Below are 21,647 nucleotides of genomic sequence, written 5' to 3'. Positions count from 1 at the left end.
GGATTATTCATTTCTAAGAGAAGAGGCCTATGTCGGCACTGTACGTTAGCGACTATGAAAAAGAGCTGGGGCAGCAGGTTGATGCTCTGACAGACCAGCTTAACTATGCCCTGCCGGGCGCACTGAACTCGCTGGATCTCAGCCAGTACGATCGTATCGTGCTGACGGGAATGGGATCTTCCGATTACGCGCTGATCCCGATCGAGCGTGAGCTGGTCGCCTCAGGGTTCCCGGTATGGCGTACAGATGCGGGCCGCTTACTTGATATGCCCAACCTGATCACGCCGGGAACGCTTTTATGGATCACTTCTCAGTCCGGTATGAGCGGTGAAGTAGTGGCGGTGCTGGAAACCCTCCCGGCAGCAAAAACGCTGATTGGCGTGACTAACGATCCCCAGAGCCTGCTGGCTAAAAAAGCAGACATTGTGGTGGAGTTGAAAAGTGGCGAAGAGGCTACCGTCAGCGCCAAAAGCTATCTCAATACCCTGGTCGCCAGCTACCGCACGCTTTACGCCCTGACCGGGCGCGACGAACAACCGCTTTTAGAGGATGTCCGTGCGGTGTTACCGAAAGTGGCGGAAATTGTGCAGAATCGCTCGCCGGTGCAAACCGTTACCGACCGTTTATTCAGCCATGCAAAACCTCGTGTGGCGCTGATTGGCATGGGCGCGGATGCCGCGACCGCCTTAACGGGTGCGCTGATCACCAAAGAAGCGTCGAAAGTGAGTGCGGAAGGCTTTATTGGTGGCGAATTCCGCCATGGTCCGATGGAAACCTCTGGGGAAGGTATGCTGGCCCTGCTGTTCGGCGATGGCCGCGATGCCACGCTGCAAACGCTGGCAGCCGACTTAGAGAAGAATGGCACTGAAGTGGTTACCGTAGGTCCACAGGCTTACGCCAACAGCCAGCGGTGGGAAGTCTCAGGGGACACTCCGCTGACCCGCCTGCTCTGCGCTATGCTCTGGGTCCAGCATCTTACCGTTACGCTTGCCAGGGGTAATGGCATGGTGCCAGGAGAATTTCTCTACGGCAAAAAGATCACGGTAAAAATATGACAACCAATACGCTTCCTCTTCGCGCTGGTATTGATATGGGTGGCACCGGCACCCGCATTGTGTTGCTGGATGGTGAAAAGGAAGTAGTGTCAGAAACGATCCCTTCAGCCTGGTTTGCCACGCTGCCGCAGGAGCTGCGCGCCAAAGCGCTGGCGGACAAGATTTATGCCTTACTGCCAGCAGGATCGTCGCTGGCAAGCGTCGGCATCGGTGCCAGCGGCCCGGTCAATAATCAGACCGAAATCATTGAAAACAACGATACGCTGGCCTGTTTCTCCTTTTACCCGCTGGTGGCACAGCTGCGCGAGCTGCTGGCAATACCGGTGGCCATTGATAACGATGCGGTAGTGGCCGCGCTGGGTGAATATCACCTGGGCGCGGGCCGTGGCAGTCAACGCATGATGATGGTTACGCTGGGTACTGGCATTGGCGTCGCGCTGCTGGATAAAGGCGAGCCGCTGCGCAGTTTCGACGGCAGACATCCTGAAGCGGGACATATTCCGGTCTCTGGCGACCCGGTAATCTGCTATTGCGGACTGCAGGGATGCTGGGAAATGCTGGCCTCGCGCAGTTGGTTACAGCGGGCGCTGCTGGCGGAGATCCCTGACCTGACCTGGGATGCCCGCACGGTGCTGGTATTAACCGAGCTAAGAGCAGAGAACGCACGAGTCGCCGCCATTCTGCATAAATATGGTCAGACGGTAGGGCGCGGTTTAAATACTCTGCTGACGCTTTACGGCCCCGATATCACCCTGTTAAGCGGGAGTGCGGCTCTGCTGCTTCCTCTTTATCAGGCAGGTCTGGACCAGGCGCTTCATCGCGCGGACGGCTATGCCGTCAACCGGCATATTTCTTACGCTTCTCTTGGTGATGCGGCGGGCGCATTGGGTGCGGCAATCCTGCCCACGCTAAGGCAAGCCTCGCAGCCATAAACATTAACTATCTTTCGACGCGTGGCGGGCGCGTCGGAAGCGGCGAATCGGCCAACAGTCAGGGGAACCCGCTAACCGTAAGACTAAAATAAGAAAGTGCCTGTAATAAAGTCCTGGCCTCTCTGATCTGCAGAGAGCCAGGCATTTTACCGAACGTGAAAAATAACGACCCATCGTTTTTCCTTTACCGTATTGGAGAGTTTTTATGACGAGTCGATTCACCCCCCGTATCACCAGTTATTTACTTCCCCTGCTGGCTCTCAGCGCCTCCGGGATCGCTTCGGCAAAAACAGAAATTAACGCCCTGTTTATGTCGCAGGCTGCCTACAGCGAAACCGACGTGCGCGCCATGACCAGTGACTTTGAAAAAGCCCATCCCGACGTCAGCGTCAACCTGGAGTTTGTTCCTTACGAAGCGTTGCATGACAAAATCATCGCGGCGCGTGGTGCGGGCAGCAACGGCTACGATGTGGTGCTGTTTGATGACATGTGGCCTGCTGAATTTGGCAAATTCAACATGCTGAAAGATATCAGCAGCAACATTACGCCGGAGGAAAAAGCCAAAGTCTTTGAGGGCGCCTGGAGCACCGTAAGCTGGAATAACAAACAGTGGGGAATGCCGTGGATCCTCGACACCAAATACCTTTACTACAACAAAGCGATGCTGAGCAAAGCAGGGATCAGCAAACCGCCTGAAACCTGGCAACAGGTAATGGAGCAGTCGCAGATCCTGAAAGAGAAAGGCATCGTGAAGTATCCGCTGGTCTGGAGCTGGTCACAGGCTGAAGCGCTGGTATGTGACTACACCACGCTGGTCTCTGCCTTTGGCGGCCAGTTCTGGCAAAACGGCAAGCTGAACTTCAGCGATGCCGGATCGGTGAAAGCGGTCAATTATATGAAGGCCTCGCTGGATAAAGGCGTGACCAATCCCAATTCCCGTGAATACCTGGAAGAGGATGTGCGCAAGGTCTTCTCCAATGGCGATGCCGCCTTTGCCCTGAACTGGACCTACATGTACAACATGGCTAACGATCCGAAACAGAGCAAAGTGGCCGGCAACGTCGGCATTGTCCCGGCACCTTCCGAGAAGCCGGGCGCAGTCGCGGCGATGAATGGATCTATGGGGCTGGGCGTGACGCAAGCCAGCGGCCATCCCAATGAGTCCTGGGAGTATATCCGCTATCTCACCTCGCAGCCGGTGCAGAACAAATATGCCCGTCTGAGCCTGCCGATCTGGAAATCTTCCTATGATGACCCGGCCGTGCAAAAAGGTCAGGAGCCGCTGATCGCGGCCGCGAAGCCAGCGCTGGATGTGATGCTGATGCGCCCGATTACTGCCGACTATTCCCGTCTCTCCAACACCCTGCAGCAACAGCTTCAGCAGGTCTTGCAGGGTCAGGTAACGCCGGAAGCGGGTATGCAAGCGGTAACCAAAAGCGCACAACGTCTGCACTAAGGAATAACGATGCTCAGTTTGTCACAACGTGAGCAACGTCAGGCATGGGTGCTGCTGGCACCCATGCTGATCGTGATGGGGCTGCTGACCGCCTGGCCCCTGCTGCGTACTATCTGGCTCAGCTTTACCGATGCCGCGCTGATCGGCAACGGCGGCGAGGTAAATTATGTGGGGATCGAGAATTATCTCTATGCCCTGACCGATCCCGATTTCCTCTCTTCACTCTGGCGTACGCTCTATTTCACCGTCGCCTCGGTGCTGCTGGAGGGAATTATTGGGGTGCTGGTCGCGCTGCTGCTGAATCAGAAATTCTACGGTCGCAGCGTGCTGCGCGTGCTGGTGATTTTGCCGTGGGCGCTGCCGACCATTGTTAACGCCATGATGTGGCGGCTCAACTTCAACCCTGATTACGGCAGTATCAACGCGCTGCTGACGCAGTGGGGGATTATTGACGGCTACCGCAGCTGGCTGGGGTCGCCTGACTCTGCGCTGAATGCGGTGATGCTGGCCGACGTGTGGAAAAACTATCCGCTGGTGACGCTTTTAACGCTGGCGGCGATGCAGTCCATTCCGGACGATCTGTTTGAAGCCGCACGGCTGGATGGCGCTTCTGCTTTCAGACGATTTCGGGCAATTACCTTTCCTGCCATTGTCGGCCCGCTTAGCGTGGCGCTGGTGCTGCGTACCATCGATGCCTTCAAAATTTTTGACATCATCTATGTGATGACGCGCGGCGGCCCGGTGGACAGTACCAAAACGCTCAGCTTCTTTGTTTATCAGGAATCTTTCAGCTATCTGCGCGCGGGCAGCGGTGCCGCCTACGCCATTCTGATGACCCTGATGTGCAGCGTGCTGATTGCTCTCTATATGGCGATGCTCTATCGCCAGCGACGCAGGAGCGTGATTAATGAAGCGTAATATCAGGACTATTCTGCGTTATCTGGTCGCGTTACTGGTGGCGGCCACCATTCTGGGGCCGATGTTCTGGCTGTTTCTGATGAGCGTCAGCTCAAATAACGATCTGACACGCATCCCGCTGGAGTGGCTGCCGCGTCAGTGGGACTTCAGCCGTTACGCCGCGCTGGTCTCGCTGGAACCGGGTCAGCCGGGCGTCCTGTTCCTGCACGCGCTGGGTAACAGCGTGCTGGTGGCCTGCGGCGCCACGCTGATCTCCCTGCTGTTAGCCATTCCGGCCGCCTTCAGCTTTTCACGCTATCCTGGCCGCGACGGCTGGCTGTTCGGCAGCCTGGCGATCTATATGGTGCCGCCGGTAGCCTTTGTGCTGCCGCTCTACTTTGTGATGCAACAGCTCAGTTTGCTGAATACCCATCTTGGCCTGGTGCTGGTTTACTGCTCGCTGATTTTGCCCTTCCTCACCTGGATGCTGAAAAATCAGTTTGATGCGCTCCCGCGTGATATCGAACAGGCAGCAAGGCTGGACGGGCTGCGTTTCTGGCAGGTGCTGCTGCGGATCACGCTGCCGCTGGCAAAGCCGGTGCTGGGGGCTTCGGCGCTGTTTGGCTGGCTGCTGGCATGGGATGAGTTCTTTTATGCGCTGCTGTTCACCAGCAATATCAGCGCCCAGACGCTTCCGGTGACCATTGCCGGGTTTACCGCCGGACGTGCGACCGATGATGGCCTGATTGCCGCCGTCGGCATTCTGGCTTCGGTACCGCCGCTGTTTATCGCCATCTGGCTGCAAAAAAGCCTTGTCAGCGGGCTGGCAAGTGGCGGCAGTAAAGGCTGACGGCTCTTCACCACTTTTTTGGGGAATTACTGAATTATGGCTCGTGTTGAACTGGTCAAGGTCGCTAAGCGTTACGCTAAACAAACGGTGCTCCACCCGCTGGATCTCACCATTCCTGACGGCAGCTTTACCGTGCTGGTTGGCCCCTCCGGCTGTGGGAAATCCACGCTGCTGCGCCTGCTGGCGGGGCTGGATACCCTCTCGGAGGGGGCGATCCTGCTGGATAACAAACAGATTAACGATCTCGATCCTGCGGATCGTGATATCGCCATGGTGTTCCAGAGCTATGCGCTTTATCCCCACCTGACCGTGGCGGAGAACCTGGGTTTTCATATGAAAGTGAAGCGGGTTAAGCGGGAAGAGCAGGAGAGCAAAATTTCCCGCGTGGCGGAGATCCTCGGCATCGGTAAACTGCTGAACCGCTTCCCGCGCGCGCTCTCCGGTGGGCAGCGTCAGCGGGTGGCGATGGGTCGCGCCATGGTCCGCAACCCCCAGGTTTTTCTGTTTGACGAACCGCTGTCAAACCTGGATGCCCAGCTGCGTATGGAGCTGCGGGCAGAGATCAAAGCGCTGCATCAGCGGTTTAAGACCACCATGGTCTATGTCACCCACGACCAGGTTGAAGCGATGACGCTGGCCGACCAGATTGTGGTGATGCGTGACGGCGTGATCGTTCAGCAGGGCAAACCGCTGGAGATCTACGATCGTCCGGTCGATACCTTTGTCGCCCGATTTATTGGTTCTCCGCCGATGAACCTGCTGGAAGGGCTGCCTGAAAGTCGTGCAGGCGTGCCTGGCGTACGGTGCAACGGACTCTGGTTTGCGCTGCCTGCCCACTGGCATCAAGCGGCGGCTCAGCAGGGAACCCGACCGGTACTGGTAGGGATCAGGGCGCAGGACTTTCTGTTAGCCGCTGCTCCTGTTTCAGATCCTGCTTCTGCAGCGGCACCTGTTATGACGCCGCCGCTGCCGGAGGCTAGTGTCCGGCTGGTGGAAATCACCGGTGAATCGAGCCTGCTGCACGTTGACTGGCAGGGCTACCCGCTGCATGTCCAGTTTACTGGTCGCGTTGATGTCCGGCCGGAGCAGCCGCTGTCGCTGGCAGTTAACAGTGAGAAAATACATCTGTTTGATGCCAGCAGCGGGAAAAGGCTCTGATTTATTCCTGACTGAGCAATTTACGATTTTTCAGGGGTAATAATCCGCAAAATAACCGTGTAGCCTTGTGATCATGGCAGCAGCCGCTCACTGACTCTTCCCCTGATATGAGGCTTACATGGCAAAAGGATTGGTTATTTTACTGCACGGCGTTGGTAGCAACGGCGAGGATCTGGCCGGTCTCGGCGCTCACTGGGCCAGCGACCTGCCCGATGTGGCGTTCTTCAGCCCCAACGCTCCTTACCGGTTTGACCATGGTCCGGGCTACCAGTGGTTCAGCCTGGCTGGCGTTACCCCTGATAATCGCGCGGCACGCGTGGAGGCGGCACGTGAAGCCTTTGACCAGCAGCTCAACGCCATCCTTGTACAGCATCAGATGCAGGAGCAGCTGAATAAAGTCGTGCTGGTGGGCTTTTCGCAAGGCTCGATTATGGGTCTGGATGCGGTAATCTCCGGGCGCTGGCCGGTGGCCGGGCTGGTCGCTTTCTCGGGCCGACTGGCCTCGCCAATGCCATATTATCCGGCAACATCCACACCGGTGATCCTTATCCATGGCATGGCTGACAGCGTGATCCCCTACAGCGAAAGCGAAACGGCGGCAAAGGCCTTGGCGGCAGCTGGCGTTACCGTCAGTACGCAGTTTGACCCCTCCACAGGCCACACGATTTCCGCACAGGGCGCGCGCTCGGCGGCGGAATTTATCGGCAGCTGCCTTTCAGCCTGAAAGTGTGATCAAGATCGCATTTATTGTTAATCCGCTAATAGTTTCATTGGTTATTATCACTGCCATCGAAGAGACACACTCTTCCCAAGCAAACCATAGAGAAGGATTTTAACCATGAAAACTATCAAAACATTGTCTGTTGCCGCTCTTGCTGCCCTGTCACTGGTCTCTTTCGGTAGCTTCGCTGCCCAGAGCATCTCTGCACAAGGTTCTACCCTTGACAGCGCAGAAGCGCAAATCGCGGCACAGGCTAAAGCATCCGGCGCTGATTCTTACAAAATCACCAGCGCACGTGCAGACAACGGCGTGTACATGACCGCTGAACTGTACAAATAAGGATGGTTGCATAAGGAAGTGCCAGAAGAGGCTGCCCAAGGGCGGCCTTTTTTGTTTTTGTCCCTGACTGCTCCAGCCAGCCTTACCAGGCGCCCGGCCTGATACCGGCTGCATTCTCCCCCCGTTTCGCCCTGTCGCTTCAGAGCCTGCCTGCTTCACGCTGTCGCTTCAGAACCAGCCTGCCCGTTCCAATGCTACTGATACTCTTCAATGACTGGAGGTATTTGCATCGGCAGCGTAATCACGAAACTGGCACCGCCTTCAGGACGATTCTCTGCACGGATCTTGCCCTGGTGCAGCGTGACGACAGCCTGACAAATGGCCAGGCCAAGCCCCACGCCAGGTATGGCCGACTCTTTTTCTCCCCGTAAAAACTTCTCAAAAATCTGCGTTTCCAGCCCGCGCGGAATGCCCGGCCCGCTGTCCCACACTTCAAGCGTCAGCCAGCTTGCCGGGGAGAAAGCCACACGGATGCCTATCTGCGCCGCTGGCCCGGCATATTTCAGCGCGTTTTCCAGCAGGTTGGTCAGTACCCTTTCCATCAACGGCCCATCGACGTAAATCAGCAGCATCTCATCCGGTAGCGACAGGTTAATTTCCCTTGCGCCCAGCGAAGGCGCCATCATTTTCAGGGTGCTGCCTATCAGCTCATCAATCGCCATCCATTCGGCACGCAGGCTGAACCCGCCTGACTGCAGCCGCGCCATATCCAGCAGATTGTTGACCAGCCGGATGGTATTCAGCGTCTGCTCCCGCATGGCGCTGGCCTGAACAGCATGGGGCGAGCCTTCACTGGCCAGATCTAAGGTGAGGATTTCAGCCTGACCGAACAACACCGTCAGCGGCGTCCGCAGATCGTGCGAGAGGGCCGAAAGCAGCGCGTTTCGTAGCTGTTCACGCTCGGCAGCCAGGCGAGCTACCGCTTCACGCTGGCTGAGAGCGATACGCTCCAGCGCATTGGCAATCAGCACCGTAAAGGTTTCAACCAGCCGCTGCTGCTCCGGGATCATCAGTTGCCGCAGGTTGAGCGGTTCCAGCACCAGCAGCCCCAGCGTCTGGTTGCCGCTTTTCAGCGGCAGGATCTGCCAGGGTACGCCAGGCAGCGTATCCGTTCCCGCACCCGCAGGCTGCCCTTTATCAAAGCTCCAGCGGGCAATCGCTCTGTCCGGCACCGTACTGAGACGCGACTCACCGACCGCCACCAGTTCCCCTTTTTCATCCGGCAATAACAGCTCGCTCCTCGCCTGCAATCCGAGGCCGTTCGGCAGGGCCTGAGCAATATCCTGCTGGCTGAGCGCACGGCTCAGGGTTTTCGCCATTTCATACAGGCGGCGGGCGCGCTGTTCACGGTGTCGCGCCACTCTGGCCTGATAGCGCACGCCAGCGGTAAGATTACCGACAATCACGCCCACCGCCAGCATCACGCCAAACGTTACCAGATACTGCACATCAGAGACCGCAATGGTGCCGGTAGGCATCACAAACACCAGGTCAAACGCGACAATATTCAGCAGGGTCGCCACCACGGAAGGCCAGCGGCCATAGCGCAGCGCCACCACTACCACGGCCAGCAGGTAGACCATTACCAGGTTAACGGAGTCAACGCCGGGCAGCAGCCAGCGTCCCCCCAGCGTCACCAGCCCACAGGAGAGGAGTGCAGCAAGCGATCCCCGTAAGGGAAGACGCCACTTCTCATTCAACGGACGCGCGTCAGAGAGCGTGCTGGCAGAAGGCGAAGGAAGCTCATCCAGCGCCACAATCACCCGGTCCAGTTCCGGCCCAAGTTTACCCAGCCGTTCGGCAAAGCTGTGCCGCCGCCAGGGCCGCACAGGCCGGTGGCCGAGCAGGATTTTGCCAAGGTTATTTTCCCTGGCATAGCGCACCACGGCGTTCGCTTCATCCGGATCGGAGAGTGTGGCGGTCTCTGCCCCAAGATCCTGTGCCAGCTGCAGGGTGCGCAAAATCCCCCGGCGTTTGGCTTCAGAAAGGCGGTGCAGGCGCGGCGTTTCCACGTACACCGCATGCCAGACGCAGTCGAGTCGGGCGGCGAGGCGGGCAGCGGTTCGCACCAGCTTTTCGCTGCCGCTGTTATCGCCAATGCAGAGCAGAATAGCGTCACGCGTGTGCCAGACTTTCTCCCGCCCCTGGCTGTCTCGCCAGGCCCGCATCTGATCGTCAACGCGGTCAGCGGTACGGCGCAGCGCCAGTTCACGCAGCGCAAACAGGTTGCCCTTGCGGAAGAAATTCTCAATGGCGCGCTCGGCCCGGTCGCCAATATAGACCTTGCCCTCCTTCAGCCGCTGGCGCAGGTCGTCGGCGGGCAAATCCACCAGCACCACTTCATCAGCCGCATCAAAAAAGGGGTCCGGCACGGTTTCCCGCACGCGGATGCCGGTGACGCCGCCAACCACATCGTTCAGGCTCTCCAGATGCTGCACGTTGACGGTGGTCATCACGTCCATACCGGCGTCCAGCAGTTCGTCAATATCTTGCCAGCGTTTAGGGTGCCGGGAACCTGGCGCGTTGCTGTGCGCCAGCTCATCCATCAGGATCACCGCCGGGTGGCGGGCCAGGGCGCCATCCAGATCGAATTCCGGATGGCGATTCTGCCCCGTCGCCCGGCGCGGCAGTACGGTTAACCCTTCCAGCAACGCAGCCGTCTCCTCGCGGCCATGCGTCTCTACCACGCCTACCAGCACCTCCAGCCCCTGCATACGCAGCCGACGCGCCTCCTGTAGCATCGCCCAGGTTTTACCTACTCCGGCACAGGCGCCAAAATAGATTTTCAGCTTGCCACGACCGCTCTCCCTGGCTTGCAGCAGCAGCGCATCCGGATCGGGGCGCTGCAGTTCATCATTCATGAGCACTTCCTGTTATCAGCTACTGCACTGCATCCAGCGCCAGGTTCAGTTTCAGCACGTTCACGGCTGGCTCGCCAATAAATCCTGGGAACGGCACAAAGGTGTTCTCTTCTATCAGTCGCTTCACCTCTTCGACAGGCATTTTCCTGGCTGCCGCAACGCGAGGAGCCTGCCAGTAAGCGGCTTCAGGTGAGATTTGCGGGTCAAGCCCGCTGCCGGAAGCGGTCACCAGATCGACCGGGACCGCCGCGTCTGCCTGCGGATTGGCCTGGCGTAAGGCGGCTATCCGCTGCTTAACCGCCTCATCCAGCGCCGGATTGCTGCCGGCCAGGTTACTCCCTGATGAAGCCGCCGGATTATAGGGCGAGGCGGCGGTAGCGGAAGGACGCCCCCAGAAATAGTCAGACGCGGTAAAATTTTGCCCAATCAGCGCCGAACCCTGCACTTTCCCTGCTTTTTGCAGCAAAGTACCGTTCGCCTGCACGGGAAACCACCATTGTGCCAGCAGCGTGGTGAGTAAAGGATAAAGCAGTCCGGTGATGAGCGTTAGTAACAGCAGTAAAATCACCGCAGGGCGCAATTGACTCATGATACTACTCCTTAAAACCAACCGGTCACGGTCAGCAACATATCGATTAACTTAATGCCGACAAACGGCACCAGCAGACCACCAACACCGTAAATCCACAGGTTGCGACGCAGTAGCGCGGCGGCACTCAGCGGACGATAGCTGACGCCGCGTAACGCCAGCGGGATCAGAAACACAATCACCAGCGCGTTAAAGATAACCGCCGACAGAATGGCGGAATCCGGCGAGTGCAACCTCATAACATTCAGGGCATTAAGCTGCGGATAAGTCACGGCAAATGCCGCCGGGATGATGGCAAAATACTTGGCGACGTCGTTGGCGATGCTGAAAGTAGTCAGCGAGCCACGGGTCATCAGCATCTGCTTACCGATATGCACGACCTCCAGCAGTTTGGTCGGGTTTGAATCCAGATCCACCATATTCCCCGCCTCTTTGGCCGCCTGGGTGCCGGAATTCATCGCTACGGCTACGTCGGCCTGCGCCAGCGCTGGCGCATCATTAGTGCCGTCTCCGGTCATCGCCACCAGTCGGCCTTCAGCCTGATACTGACGGATCAGCGCCAGCTTCGCTTCCGGCGTCGCTTCTGAAAGGAAGTCATCCACCCCTGCCTCGGCAGCGATGGCGGCAGCGGTGAGCGGATTGTCGCCGGTGATCATAATGGTTTTGATACCCATTTTGCGCAGCTCGGCAAAGCGCTCTTTGATGCCGCCCTTAACGATATCTTTCAGCGCCACCACGCCCAGCACTTTTGCCCCTTCACTGACGACCAGCGGCGTTCCGCCTGCGCGTGCCACCTCTTCCACCAGTTTATTAACCGCTGAAGGAAATTCGCCGCCGCTGCTCTCTGTATGGCGACGAACCGCATCCACCGCCCCTTTGCGCACCATACGGTGCTGCACGTTGACGCCGCTCATCCGCGTTTGCGCCGAGAAGGGGATAAAGGTCGCCCCCATGCTGTTGAGATCGCGTTCGCGCAGGTTAAATTTCTGTTTAGCCAGCACCACAATACTGCGCCCTTCCGGCGTTTCATCCGCCAGCGAGGCGAGCTGGGCAGCATCGGCCAGCTGCTCTTCCGTCACGCCCGGCGCAGGCATAAACTGTGTGGCCTGCCGGTTCCCAAGGGTGATGGTGCCGGTTTTGTCGAGCATCAGCACATCCACATCCCCTGCTGCTTCCACGGCACGCCCGCTGGTAGCAATCACGTTGGCCGCCAGCATGCGGCTCATGCCCGCCACGCCAATGGCGGACAGCAGGCCGCCAATGGTGGTCGGGATCAGGCAGACCAGCAGCGCCACCAGCACGGTGATGCTTACCGGGTTACCGCCCCATACCGTAAAGGGATAGAGGGTTGCGGTCGCCAGCAGAAAGACAATGGTCAGCGCCACCAGCAGGATAGTCAGCGCGATTTCATTAGGCGTTTTGCGGCGGGTTGCGCCTTCCACCATAGCAATCATCCGGTCGAGAAACGTTTCGCCCGGGTTAACGCTGCACTGCACTACCAGCCAGTCTGAGAGAATGCGCGTGCCGCCGGTGACCGAAGCGAAGTCGCCGCCGGACTCACGAATAACCGGCGCAGACTCGCCGGTTATAGCACTTTCGTCCACCGAGGCGCCGCCCTCCAGCACTTCCCCATCGCAGGGAATGATGTCCCCCGCTTCCACCAGCACCACATCGCCCCTGCGCAGGGAATCTGCCGCCACCTGCTGATGCGCAGAACCATATTTCGGCGTGCTCATCTTTTTGGCATAGCTGGTTTTCTGAATGCCTTTCAGGCTGTTGGCCTGTGCCTTACTGCGCCCTTCTGCCAGCGCCTCGGCAAAATTGGCAAACAGCACAGTGAACCACAGCCAGAGCGAAATCGCCCCGGTAAACGCGGCGTTGCCTGGCGTTTTTCCTGCCAGCATCATCAGCGCCAGCAGCGTGGTCAGCACACTGCCGAGCCACACCACAAACATTACCGGGTTACGGAACTGCACGCGCGGGCTCATTTTTTTCAGGGCGTCACTCAGGGCGACACGCATCAGCGCACCGTCAAACAGCGCCTGTTGATTACGACTCATGATTCTTCTCTCCGGCGATTAATGACCGACTAACTGCAAATGTTCCGCAACCGGCCCCAGAGCCAGTGCAGGGATAAACGTCAGTGCGCCCACCAGCAGCACGGTGCCGATCAGAAGGGCGATAAACAGCGCGCCATGCGTCGGCAGCGTGCCGTTGCCCACTGGCTGCACGTTTTTCTGCGCCAGCGAACCAGCAATGGCCAGCACCGGAAGAATGATGCCGAAGCGACCCAGCAGCATGCAGAAGGCCAGCAGCAGGTTCCAGAACGGCGTGTTGGCACTCAGTCCCGCAAAGGCGCTGCCGTTGTTGTTGGCGGCTGACGACACCGCATAGAGCACTTCACTGAAGCCGTGTATGCCCGGATTCGCCATCGCACTGCGACCTGCTTCGGTCATCATCGCCAGCGCGCTACCCAGCAACACCAGCGTGGGCGTGACCAGGATCGCCAGCGCGGTCATCTTCATCTCCCGGACGTCGATTTTCTTGCCGAGATATTCGGGGGTGCGACCGATCATCAACCCGGCAATAAACACCGCCAGCATTACAAACAGCAGCATGCCGTACAGTCCGGCACCCACGCCGCCAAAGACCACTTCACCAATCTGCATCAGCCACATCGGCACCATGCCGCCCAGCGCGGTAAAGGAGTCATGCATCGCATTGACGGCCCCGCACGATGCCGCCGTGGTGATCACGGCAAACAGGCTGGAATTGAGGATACCGAAGCGGGTCTCCTTGCCCTCCATATTGCTGCTGTTCTCTGCACCCAGAGTGAGGAAGTGCGGGTTGCCGTTTACTTCCGCCCACATCACCACCGCGACCGCCATCACGAACATGATTGACATAGCCCAGAGCAGCGCGTGGCCCTGACGACGATCTTTCACCACGTCGCCAAAAGCGAAGCAGAGCGCCGCCGGGATCAAAAAGATCGCCAGCATCTGCACAAAATTGCTCAGGGCGGTGGGGTTTTCAAACGGATGCGCCGAGTTAACGTTGAAGAAGCCGCCGCCGTTGGTGCCCAACATCTTGATCGCTTCCTGAGAGGCCACCGGCCCCATCGGCAGCGTCTGCCTGGCCCCTTCCAGCGTGGTCAGATCAAGGTAGCCGTTGAGGTTTTGTAGGCTTCCCTGACTGACAAAAAACAGGGCAATCACCAGAGAGAGCGGCAGCAGCACGTAGAGCGTAATACGGGTAAGATCGCGCCAGGCGTTGCCCAGCGTTCCCAGGGAGCGATTAGCAAAGCCCCGGATCAGCGCAAACGCCACGGCAATACCGGTGGCGGCAGAGAGGAAGTTTTGCACCGTCAGCCCTGCCATCTGACTGAGATAGCTGAGCGTGCTCTCACCGGCATAAGCCTGCCAGTTGGTGTTGGTGACAAAGCTGATGGCGGTATTCAGCGCCAGATCCCACTTCAGGCCAGGGAGCTGCTGCGGATTGAAAGGCAGGCTGCCCTGAGCCATCAGCAGGCTCATCAGCAGCACAAAACCGACGAAGTTGAACAGCAGGATCGCCAGCAGATAGCGCTGCCACGCCATTGGCTGAGTCTGCACGCCGCTGGCTTGCCAGAGAAGGCGCTCAAAGCGGGCGAATCCGGGTAAAGGCTGGTCTTCAATCAGGCGGACCAGCCCGGCACCCAGCGGACGAGCCAGGAGCATTAACAGTGCCAGATAGGTGGCGATCAGAAGAAATGCGCTGGCGGCCATCAGAAGCCCTCCGCATTTATCAGGGCATAAACCAGGTAGATCAGCAACAGGAACACCAGCACAATGCTGGTTAGCAGGGCGATACTCACAACACACCTCCGGGGCGCTTTCAGATGGCGTTATTGTTGCGGGTCCGCTGCAAAGTTGATGTAAAAATGCGGGGATGAGCTGTAAAAATTGTATAAAAATCGCAGGAATGAAACATTAACACTCAATGAGTTAGCGATTTGTTTTTGATTGTTGGGATAGTTGCTGCTAATGATAATTATTATGATAATATCTGTTATCCCTGTTAGATCCTGCTCCTGTTAACCCGCTCTGTACCGTGTGATGTAACCGCTTACACTACTGCAAACGCAGCGCGCTGACGGCAGGCTGGAGACGAGACCCATTATGACTCACATTGTGTATGTAGTGGATGATGACGAATCCGTAATCGCCGCACTCAGCAACCTGCTGAGTTCAGAAAGTTATGTCGTTGTACCCTTCTCATCTCCCCAATGTTTTCTTGCTCATCCTGCTTACCAGCAGCCCTGCTGCCTGATACTCGACATTAATATGCCGGGCGCAGATGGTTTTGACGTGACGCAGGCGCTGGCCACGCGCGGGTATGCCATTCCCACTATATTTTTAACCGGATTCGGCTCGATTCCGGTCACGGTTAAGGCAATGAAGGCGGGAGCTTACGAGTTTCTGACCAAGCCCGCAGATCCTGAAAGATTGCTGCAGGCAGTTTCTGAAGCTATCCAGCTCTCTGAAAAAAATCTTGAGGTCTCCTCCGATAAACTGGAGATGACCACCCGGCATCAGACGCTGACGCCCAGAGAGAGTGAGGTGATGCTGCTGGCGATCGGCGGGCTGCTCAATAAACAAATTGCTGCAGAGATGGGCATCAGTGAGATTACCGCCAAAGTGCATAAGCGCAGGGTGATGGAGAAGATGAAAGTTCGCTCGTTATCCGACCTGGTAAGAATTGCCGACAGGCTGAACCTCCTGATTTCCCGGTCGCGCTGATCGGATCGAGACAGTCAGCGTCAGACGACGCTGATACCAGAATTCACTCCGCCAGCGGCTCGGCAGGAAGCGTGAACCAGAAAACGCTACCCATGCCGGGCCTGTTTTTCGCTTTCAGCTCACCGGCATGTTTTTTGATGATCTCACTACAGATGGTCAGCCCCATTCCCATGCCCTCTTTCTTGGTGGTATAGAAGGAGTCAAACAACCGATGCTGCACCTCTTCATTAAGGCCTGTACCGGTGTCACGCACTTCAAACAGCAGCGTTTCCGGCGTGGGATTGCAAGAGGCAAAAGTCAGAATACGGGAGCGCTCTGCGTTCTCGCTCATGGCATCAATGGCGTTCACCACAAGATTAAGCAGCACCTGCTGGATCTGAACCCGGTCGCAGAATATTTCTGGATGAGTGGCGGTGAGGTTAAGCTCCAGCGAAATCCCCCTTCTCTCCAGCTCCATGCGGGAAAGCGACAGAATATCGCGGGCAATCAAATGCAGGTTAGCGCGGGTAAATACAGGATCGTGCTTGCGGGTCAACGCCTGTAGTCCGCAGATGATTTCTCCGGCGCGTTTTCCTTCGCTGAGTATTTCATCCAGGCTGCTGCACGCTTTATCCAGATGCACGGGATCTTTTTTCAGCCAGCGCAGGCTCGCCCCGGCATTGGCCACTATCGACATCAGCGGCTGATTAATTTCATGGGCAATTGAGGCCGTGAGCTGCCCCACGGTAGTGGCCCGTGACACACGAGCAAGATCCGCCTGGGCCAGGCGCGCCGCATCTTCAGAACGGCGCTGCTCGGTGATATCGGCGATGGTGCCAAAATACTCTTCAGCCTCCGGCCAGCTTTCCACGGGGTCACCTATTCCCTTGATATAGCGGCACTCTCCGTCCGGCCTGAGGACCCTGAACTCAGCCTGCATGCTGACGCCTTTACGCACGCTCTCCTCCACCAGCGCATGGATAAAGGGATGATCGTCAGGATGCACCCGCGTCAGGAACTCAGCCATGGAAAACGCCGTCAGATCCTCGGGCAGCCCCAGAATATGTCGGTACTCATCAGAGACCAGCATCAGGTCCTTTTCCAGATGCCAGTGCCAGGTGCCGGTATGACTGATTTTTTCGCCCAGCATCAGCGAAGTCTGGCTGGCCCGCAGCTGCTTCTCTACGTGCCTGCGCTGCTTGTTCTCCTCCAGCAGTTCAGCGTAAAGCCTGACGGTTTCCAGCGACACCGCCGCTTGCGCGCCCAGCATGGATACAATTCTGGAATGCTCTGCGGTGAAGACGTCAGGCATCAAACGATTTTCCAGATAGAGCACGCCTACCATCTGCGCCTGCCTGAACATCGGTACGCACATCACCGCCGCGCCGGAAGCAACCAGGTAGGGGTCCTGACTGAAGGGGCTGAAAATTTCAGGCTTAACGGTACGAATTTCCTGCCCCGTGCGGATAACGGCGGTAAGCACCGAGAGCGGCAGGTCTGTGGCAACAGGCGTCTCTTTCACCATTCTTACCCGGATACCCTCTGCCGTGGTTTCTGCTCTCGCTTCAATTTCCGGCACCGTCCCATCAAGTAACCGTATCAGCAGACAATGCTGCGCCCCGGCTCTTTCCAGCAGCATCATCATCAGGATATTAATCAGCCGGTCCAGATTAATCTCCTCCGTCAACGCACGCACGGCAGTTACCACGCTTTGCAAATCACCGATGGCGGCACTCTGGTCAAAAGAGACAGTAGTGAACGGCGAATGAGCGGCAGGGGCGACCAGCGCCGGGTGGCGCAGTTCGAGCTGGCGAACTTTCGCTTTTGCTCCCCACCGCTCCCAGCCGGCGATCGCCCCTTTCATATAGGCGTCTGCGGCAACAGAGAGACCGCATGAAGAGGCGAAGCTGGCAGCCAGCTCGTGCGCCAGCGCGTTGATATGGGTAAATTGCCCTTCGCGTGACAGCGCTATCGCCACTTCGTACTGCTCAGCGGCACGCGCCACATTTCCCTCCAGACGCTGAATTTCAGCCTGAACCAGCGCCGCTTTGTCGGCAAAGGTTTTGGCATTCTCCACCGACCAGGTGAGGATTTTGTCATAATGGCGGCTGACTTTTTGCCGCGTGGCGGCGCTCCAGCTCTCCGGCGTCAGGGTCAACGTGCAGGCCAGCGCGCTGTAGAAGTGAAAATCCAGCTTGTGGATATGGCCTGGAATATTTTCCGTCAGCGGAGCGGCTTGCTCAAAACAGTGGCTGGCACAGCGATATTCCCCGGCAAAAAAACAGGCCATCCCTTTATAAACCCAGCACCAGAACTGCATCAGGATGATGGGAGCTGCGGCGGTTTCCGGAGCGTAATGCTGCAAAGCAGGCGCGTTAAACCCCTTTCCTGAAAATGGCAGTTCGGTGGGATTACGCAGGAAACAGACATAGTCCCGCTGCATCTGCAAAATCACCTCCACGTCGTGATACTGAGCTTTGCGAACAAAAGCCAGTCCCCGATCGATCGAGGTCTGCACCCCTTCAAGATGATCGCCACGCGTCAGATAATTCATCACCAGATGCCGCAAAGCCAGGCAGGCAGAGGTGCGGTCGCCATTGGCTACGGCGGCATCAAACGTGGCTTTGGCACACTCAATGGCGTAGGTCACCGGCATAGTCCAGATGCCAACCTGATCCAGCGGCAGCAGCGTCCGGGCTTTGAAACTGGTGAAATCGTGCTGATAAACCAGCTCCCTTGCCAGTAGCGCGCTGGCAAAACCGCGGCTGTATTCATCATAGTGATCGCCACACAGCACACCGTACCAGGAGAGCGCAAAGGTGGAAGCGCCGGTGATGCCCTGATCCATGGTCAGGTGCAGCATTTTGCAGATAATCATAAAGTGCAGGCGAGGACTGACAAAGGTGGCAAACATGCTGGCGCTGGCCATCAGGTTCATCACCGCTTCGGTTTCCCTGCTGGCCATCAACGGTAATGACCTGAAGCGGGTATAGGGATTTTTACCCACCTGTTCTTTCAGTTTGATTCTGGCAGCATCACACTCTTCTTTATCCGGGAAGCGGTTCAGATGAATGCCAAACACCGCCAGCCAGGCGATTGCCGTTTCCAGCGCCAGCTGATTATCGGACTGGCGCATATGAATTTCCGCCAGCAGACAGGCGGCTACCGCCTTATCCGTGAGTTTACCCGGCGCATGCAGCACTCTTTCACACAGCCCGAGCGCTACGGACAAGTTCCCCAGCAAAAATTCACACTCGGCCTCCTCAAGCAGAAAGGTAAAGTGCTCTTCAGGTGCCATCTGCTCGCCGAGAAGATGTGCCGTTTGTAAAAAACGCAGCGCAGAGACGTAATCGCCGGTATTTTTTGCCTGCCGCGTAGCCAGCAGGATCAGCGCGCGATATCTGGCTGCTTCCGGGCGGATCAGGGCGTTATTTTGCACGCAGGCGATATGGTAGATCGCCCTGAAAAGCGAGTCGGTACTTGTCTCTCCGGCGGCCAGAGCCACCAGCCGGTTAGCTGCACGAAAATGCAGGGCATCTTTCTCCTCGCTCTGGAGCAGGTTCAGGACAGCTTCCTGCACGCGGTCATGCGTAAAGGCGAAAGTGTGCGCCGTCAGCGTGATGAGCTGCGCGGCCACGGCAGGCGAGAGATCGGTTTTCAGCTTCTCCACCGACAGGTTCAGCACGGTTGCAGATAACAAGAGTTCACCAGACCCGCCCAGGCAGGCTACGTGACCCAGCAGCTTCCGGGTTTTAACCGGAATGGTTTCCAGCTGTTGCAGCACTCTGCTGGCCACATTTTCCGTGTACTGACAGGCTTTTATCGCCTCCAGATCGTAGTGCCACTTCCCTGATGAGTGAGGCTGGCCGATCAGGCGGTCCTCCACGGCCTGTCGCACAAATTCACAGGTAAACAGGGGATTGCCGCCGGTCTTTTCACGGATTACCTGAGCCAGGTCGTTTGCCAGCACGGGACGGACATGGAAGAGACCGGCCAGCCAGCCAGCGATCTTTTTTACCGAAAGCGGGTCTGGAGAGATATCCACACTTCTGGAGACCGATGTCCGCAAGCGGGTGAGATGCGCGGCAATTAACGGGCAAGGTAGCGAGGTCAGATCCCGGTGCGCCACCACCATCATCAGCGGAATAGCTTCATCCAGGCTCAGGAGATGCTGAAGCAGCGGCAGGCTGGCCTGATCGGCCCAGTGCAGATCGTCAATAAGGATAACCAGAGGCCTGCCCGGATTGGCCAGCGCCTTAATCATACTGCTGGCCATATTGTTGAACCGATCCCGCGCGTCCAGCGAGTTGGCGTCAGTCGGCAGGCGAGCCTTCCTGTTCAGCAGGATACCAAGCTCCGGGATGAAATGTACCGCCAGCCCGGCGTAATCACCTAAAAGACGGGTAAAGTGGGTACGCCAGCGCGCCACATCCGTAGCCGCCAGCCCGAGCAAATTGAGCACCAGCGAGCGGAAAGCCGCGATAAGAATGCCGTAGGGTAAGACGGGAGAGTGGCGATCGGCCTTCACCATCGTCAGGAGGACATTCTTCTGCTGCAGCTTTTTTAATGCAGAGGCGATCAGCGCTGACTTTCCACTGCCCGGCGCACCGCTGATGATAACCAGACTGTGCGTTCCACTGCTGCTGACCTTATCAAAAGCCTGCAGGATCTCGGCTGCCTGGGGATGATCGGTATAGAGCTTCTCTGAGCCAAAGCCGTTTTGCCGGGTATCCTGCAGGCCCAGGGTAAATGTCCCGATCTCGCCCTGCGGAGTCAGCGTGGAAAGGCAGCGGCGAAGATCGGCCAGCACCCCTTCTGCCGTCTGGTAACGTTTATCGGGAGATTTCGCCAGCAGCCGTAAAATCAGCGCAGAGAGAGCAACCGGTACTTCAGCACGCAGCAAATGCGGAGAAGGCGCTTGTGAAGCGATGTGATGGTGAACCCACTCTGCATGGCTCCCTTCCGGTGTGCCGAACGGCAGCTTGCCGGTCAGCAGCTCATATAACACGATACCCAGGCTGTAGAGATCGCTCTGGCTGGTGACCTGATGCGCCGTGCGCGAGGTGTGCTCTGGCGACATATAGGCCAGCGTTCCGCCTGTTGTGGGCAGGCGGGTCGGTAGCAGCGCCCCGGTTTGCAGCCAGGCCAGGCCAAATCCGCCCAGCCGAAACGTTCCCTCTTCGTGGAGGAAAAAATTCGAGGGTTTGATATCACCATGCACAATACCCTGCTGATGCATCTGGCTCAGCGCTGAACAGATCATCACCGCGCTGTTAAGGAAGTCATAAAGAGATTGCGGCCCCAGGCTCAGGAAGTCGGCCAGCGTCCGGTAAGAGAAAGTGGGATAAACCAGGGCGTATTTTCCCTGATAAAGGGTTTGAGCAACCGGCTTAATCGCCCATTTTGCACTGAGGTTCTCGCGCAGCAGGAACTCATTTTTCAGTAATTGCGTGGCCTGAAACACCCTCTCTTCACTGGTCGCCGTCGCCAGCATCCAGCTTTCGCCGCCTGAGGGATTCTGGCAAAACAGCCATTCTGCATGGCCTGCCTGCACCAGCGGAGTCACGATGAACTCTGCCGGTAAGGTGAACTCATCACTTTCAGATCCCCGCAGAGCCAGAGGAGTTGTGCTCATGGTGGCGTATCTCTTGAGCTGAATTCGTTATGAATATGTCCGAACAAGGTATCGATATCAATGGGCTTGCGCAAAAAAGCCAGCGCGCCCAGGCTGATGGCGTACCAGAGCATGCTTTCATCACCCTGGCCGGAAATCAGAATCACCTGCGGGTTCTCCTTCCGGCGGGTAAGCTCAATAAAAAGCTCGAAACCACTCATGCCTTTCAGGTTGATATCAATGATAAAAAATGCCGCCTCCGCCAGCAGACGATCCTCAGCCAGTAACGCCTCGGCAGAGTCGAAAACCAGGGTTGCATAGCCTTCAGACTGGAGCAGATTACTCAGTCCACTGCGGACCGAACGTTCATCATCAACGATCACAATGCACTGGGGCGGCTTCATGCTGTTATCCTTTA

The 21,647-nt window shown here is 57.5% G+C and carries 16 protein-coding genes; 9 read left to right on the top strand and 7 right to left on the bottom strand.

Going from position 1 to position 21,647, the window contains the following annotated elements:
* The first annotated feature begins 29 nt into the window (after nucleotides 1-29).
* The 8 genes from SD961_RS04690 to SD961_RS04655 all read left to right on the top strand — a co-directional run bounded on the left by SD961_RS04690 (nucleotide 30) and on the right by SD961_RS04655 (nucleotide 7,408).
* Nucleotides 30-1,055, top strand: coding sequence for an SIS domain-containing protein (locus SD961_RS04690; RefSeq protein ID WP_318789227.1), 1,026 nt, complete (start codon nucleotides 30-32; stop codon nucleotides 1,053-1,055).
* Nucleotides 1,052-1,987: an ROK family protein gene (locus SD961_RS04685; RefSeq protein WP_318789226.1), complete on the top strand. Its 936-nt coding sequence runs from the start codon at nucleotides 1,052-1,054 to the stop codon at nucleotides 1,985-1,987. Before SD961_RS04690 ends, SD961_RS04685 begins: the two co-directional genes overlap by 4 nt.
* A gap of 205 nt (nucleotides 1,988-2,192) precedes the next feature.
* Nucleotides 2,193-3,443 (top strand): extracellular solute-binding protein, encoded by a 1,251-nt coding sequence (locus SD961_RS04680; RefSeq protein WP_318789225.1) that lies wholly within the window; start codon nucleotides 2,193-2,195, stop codon nucleotides 3,441-3,443.
* 9 nt (nucleotides 3,444-3,452) lie between these two features.
* Nucleotides 3,453-4,361 (top strand): sugar ABC transporter permease, encoded by a 909-nt coding sequence (locus SD961_RS04675; protein ID WP_318789224.1) that lies wholly within the window; start codon nucleotides 3,453-3,455, stop codon nucleotides 4,359-4,361.
* Nucleotides 4,351-5,190 (top strand): carbohydrate ABC transporter permease, encoded by an 840-nt coding sequence (locus SD961_RS04670; protein ID WP_318789223.1) that lies wholly within the window; start codon nucleotides 4,351-4,353, stop codon nucleotides 5,188-5,190. The genes SD961_RS04675 and SD961_RS04670 overlap by 11 nt, the downstream gene beginning before the upstream one ends.
* Nucleotides 5,191-5,226: 36 nt before the next feature.
* Nucleotides 5,227-6,348 (top strand): sn-glycerol-3-phosphate ABC transporter ATP-binding protein UgpC, encoded by a 1,122-nt coding sequence (locus tag SD961_RS04665; RefSeq protein ID WP_318789222.1) that lies wholly within the window; start codon nucleotides 5,227-5,229, stop codon nucleotides 6,346-6,348.
* Nucleotides 6,349-6,466: 118 nt separating this feature from the next.
* On the top strand, nucleotides 6,467-7,072 hold the full coding sequence (locus SD961_RS04660) for an alpha/beta hydrolase (RefSeq protein WP_318789221.1): 606 nt from the start codon (nucleotides 6,467-6,469) through the stop codon (nucleotides 7,070-7,072).
* A gap of 114 nt (nucleotides 7,073-7,186) precedes the next feature.
* The gene (locus tag SD961_RS04655) at nucleotides 7,187-7,408 is read left to right on the top strand and encodes a YdgH/BhsA/McbA-like domain containing protein (protein ID WP_318789220.1); all 222 of its coding nucleotides are present in this window, start codon (nucleotides 7,187-7,189) and stop codon (nucleotides 7,406-7,408) included.
* Between the two features lie 194 nt (nucleotides 7,409-7,602).
* Here the strand turns inward: SD961_RS04655 and kdpD are convergent, their stop codons facing one another.
* The 5 genes from kdpD to kdpF are packed head-to-tail and all read right to left on the bottom strand — an operon-like array spanning nucleotide 7,603 to nucleotide 14,711.
* Nucleotides 7,603-10,269, bottom strand: coding sequence for a two-component system sensor histidine kinase KdpD (gene kdpD, locus SD961_RS04650; RefSeq protein WP_318789219.1), 2,667 nt, complete (start codon nucleotides 10,267-10,269; stop codon nucleotides 7,603-7,605).
* 19 nt (nucleotides 10,270-10,288) lie between these two features.
* On the bottom strand, nucleotides 10,289-10,858 hold the full coding sequence (gene kdpC / locus SD961_RS04645) for a potassium-transporting ATPase subunit KdpC (RefSeq protein ID WP_318789218.1): 570 nt from the start codon (nucleotides 10,856-10,858) through the stop codon (nucleotides 10,289-10,291).
* 11 nt (nucleotides 10,859-10,869) lie between these two features.
* A complete protein-coding gene (gene kdpB, locus SD961_RS04640) occupies nucleotides 10,870-12,918 on the bottom strand; it encodes a potassium-transporting ATPase subunit KdpB (RefSeq protein WP_318789217.1) in 2,049 nt (682 codons plus the stop codon).
* Nucleotides 12,919-12,936: 18 nt separating this feature from the next.
* The gene (kdpA, locus tag SD961_RS04635) at nucleotides 12,937-14,622 is read right to left on the bottom strand and encodes a potassium-transporting ATPase subunit KdpA (RefSeq protein WP_318789216.1); all 1,686 of its coding nucleotides are present in this window, start codon (nucleotides 14,620-14,622) and stop codon (nucleotides 12,937-12,939) included.
* Entirely contained in the window at nucleotides 14,622-14,711 is a 90-nt protein-coding gene (kdpF, locus tag SD961_RS04630; RefSeq protein ID WP_318789215.1) for a K(+)-transporting ATPase subunit F, read from the bottom strand. The genes kdpA and kdpF overlap by 1 nt, the downstream gene beginning before the upstream one ends.
* Nucleotides 14,712-15,015: 304 nt before the next feature.
* On the opposite strand from kdpF, the gene SD961_RS04625 reads away from it, so the two are divergent.
* Entirely contained in the window at nucleotides 15,016-15,636 is a 621-nt protein-coding gene (locus SD961_RS04625) for a response regulator transcription factor (RefSeq protein ID WP_318789214.1), read from the top strand.
* Between the two features lie 43 nt (nucleotides 15,637-15,679).
* Here SD961_RS04625 and SD961_RS04620 read toward each other — a convergent pair whose 3' ends face one another.
* Nucleotides 15,680-21,250 carry an AAA family ATPase gene (locus tag SD961_RS04620; protein WP_318789213.1) on the bottom strand — a complete coding sequence of 1,857 codons (5,571 nt, stop codon included), beginning with the start codon at nucleotides 21,248-21,250 and terminating at the stop codon, nucleotides 15,680-15,682.
* Nucleotides 21,247-21,633 carry a response regulator transcription factor gene (locus tag SD961_RS04615; protein ID WP_318789212.1) on the bottom strand — a complete coding sequence of 129 codons (387 nt, stop codon included), beginning with the start codon at nucleotides 21,631-21,633 and terminating at the stop codon, nucleotides 21,247-21,249. The genes SD961_RS04620 and SD961_RS04615 overlap by 4 nt, the downstream gene beginning before the upstream one ends.
* Between the last annotated feature and the right edge of the window lie 14 nt (nucleotides 21,634-21,647).

It is taken from the genome of Erwinia sp. MMLR14_017 (genome assembly GCF_033657285.1).
Lineage (GTDB): Bacteria > Pseudomonadota > Gammaproteobacteria > Enterobacterales > Enterobacteriaceae > Erwinia.
This window is presented reverse-complemented; position numbering and strand designations above follow the sequence as displayed.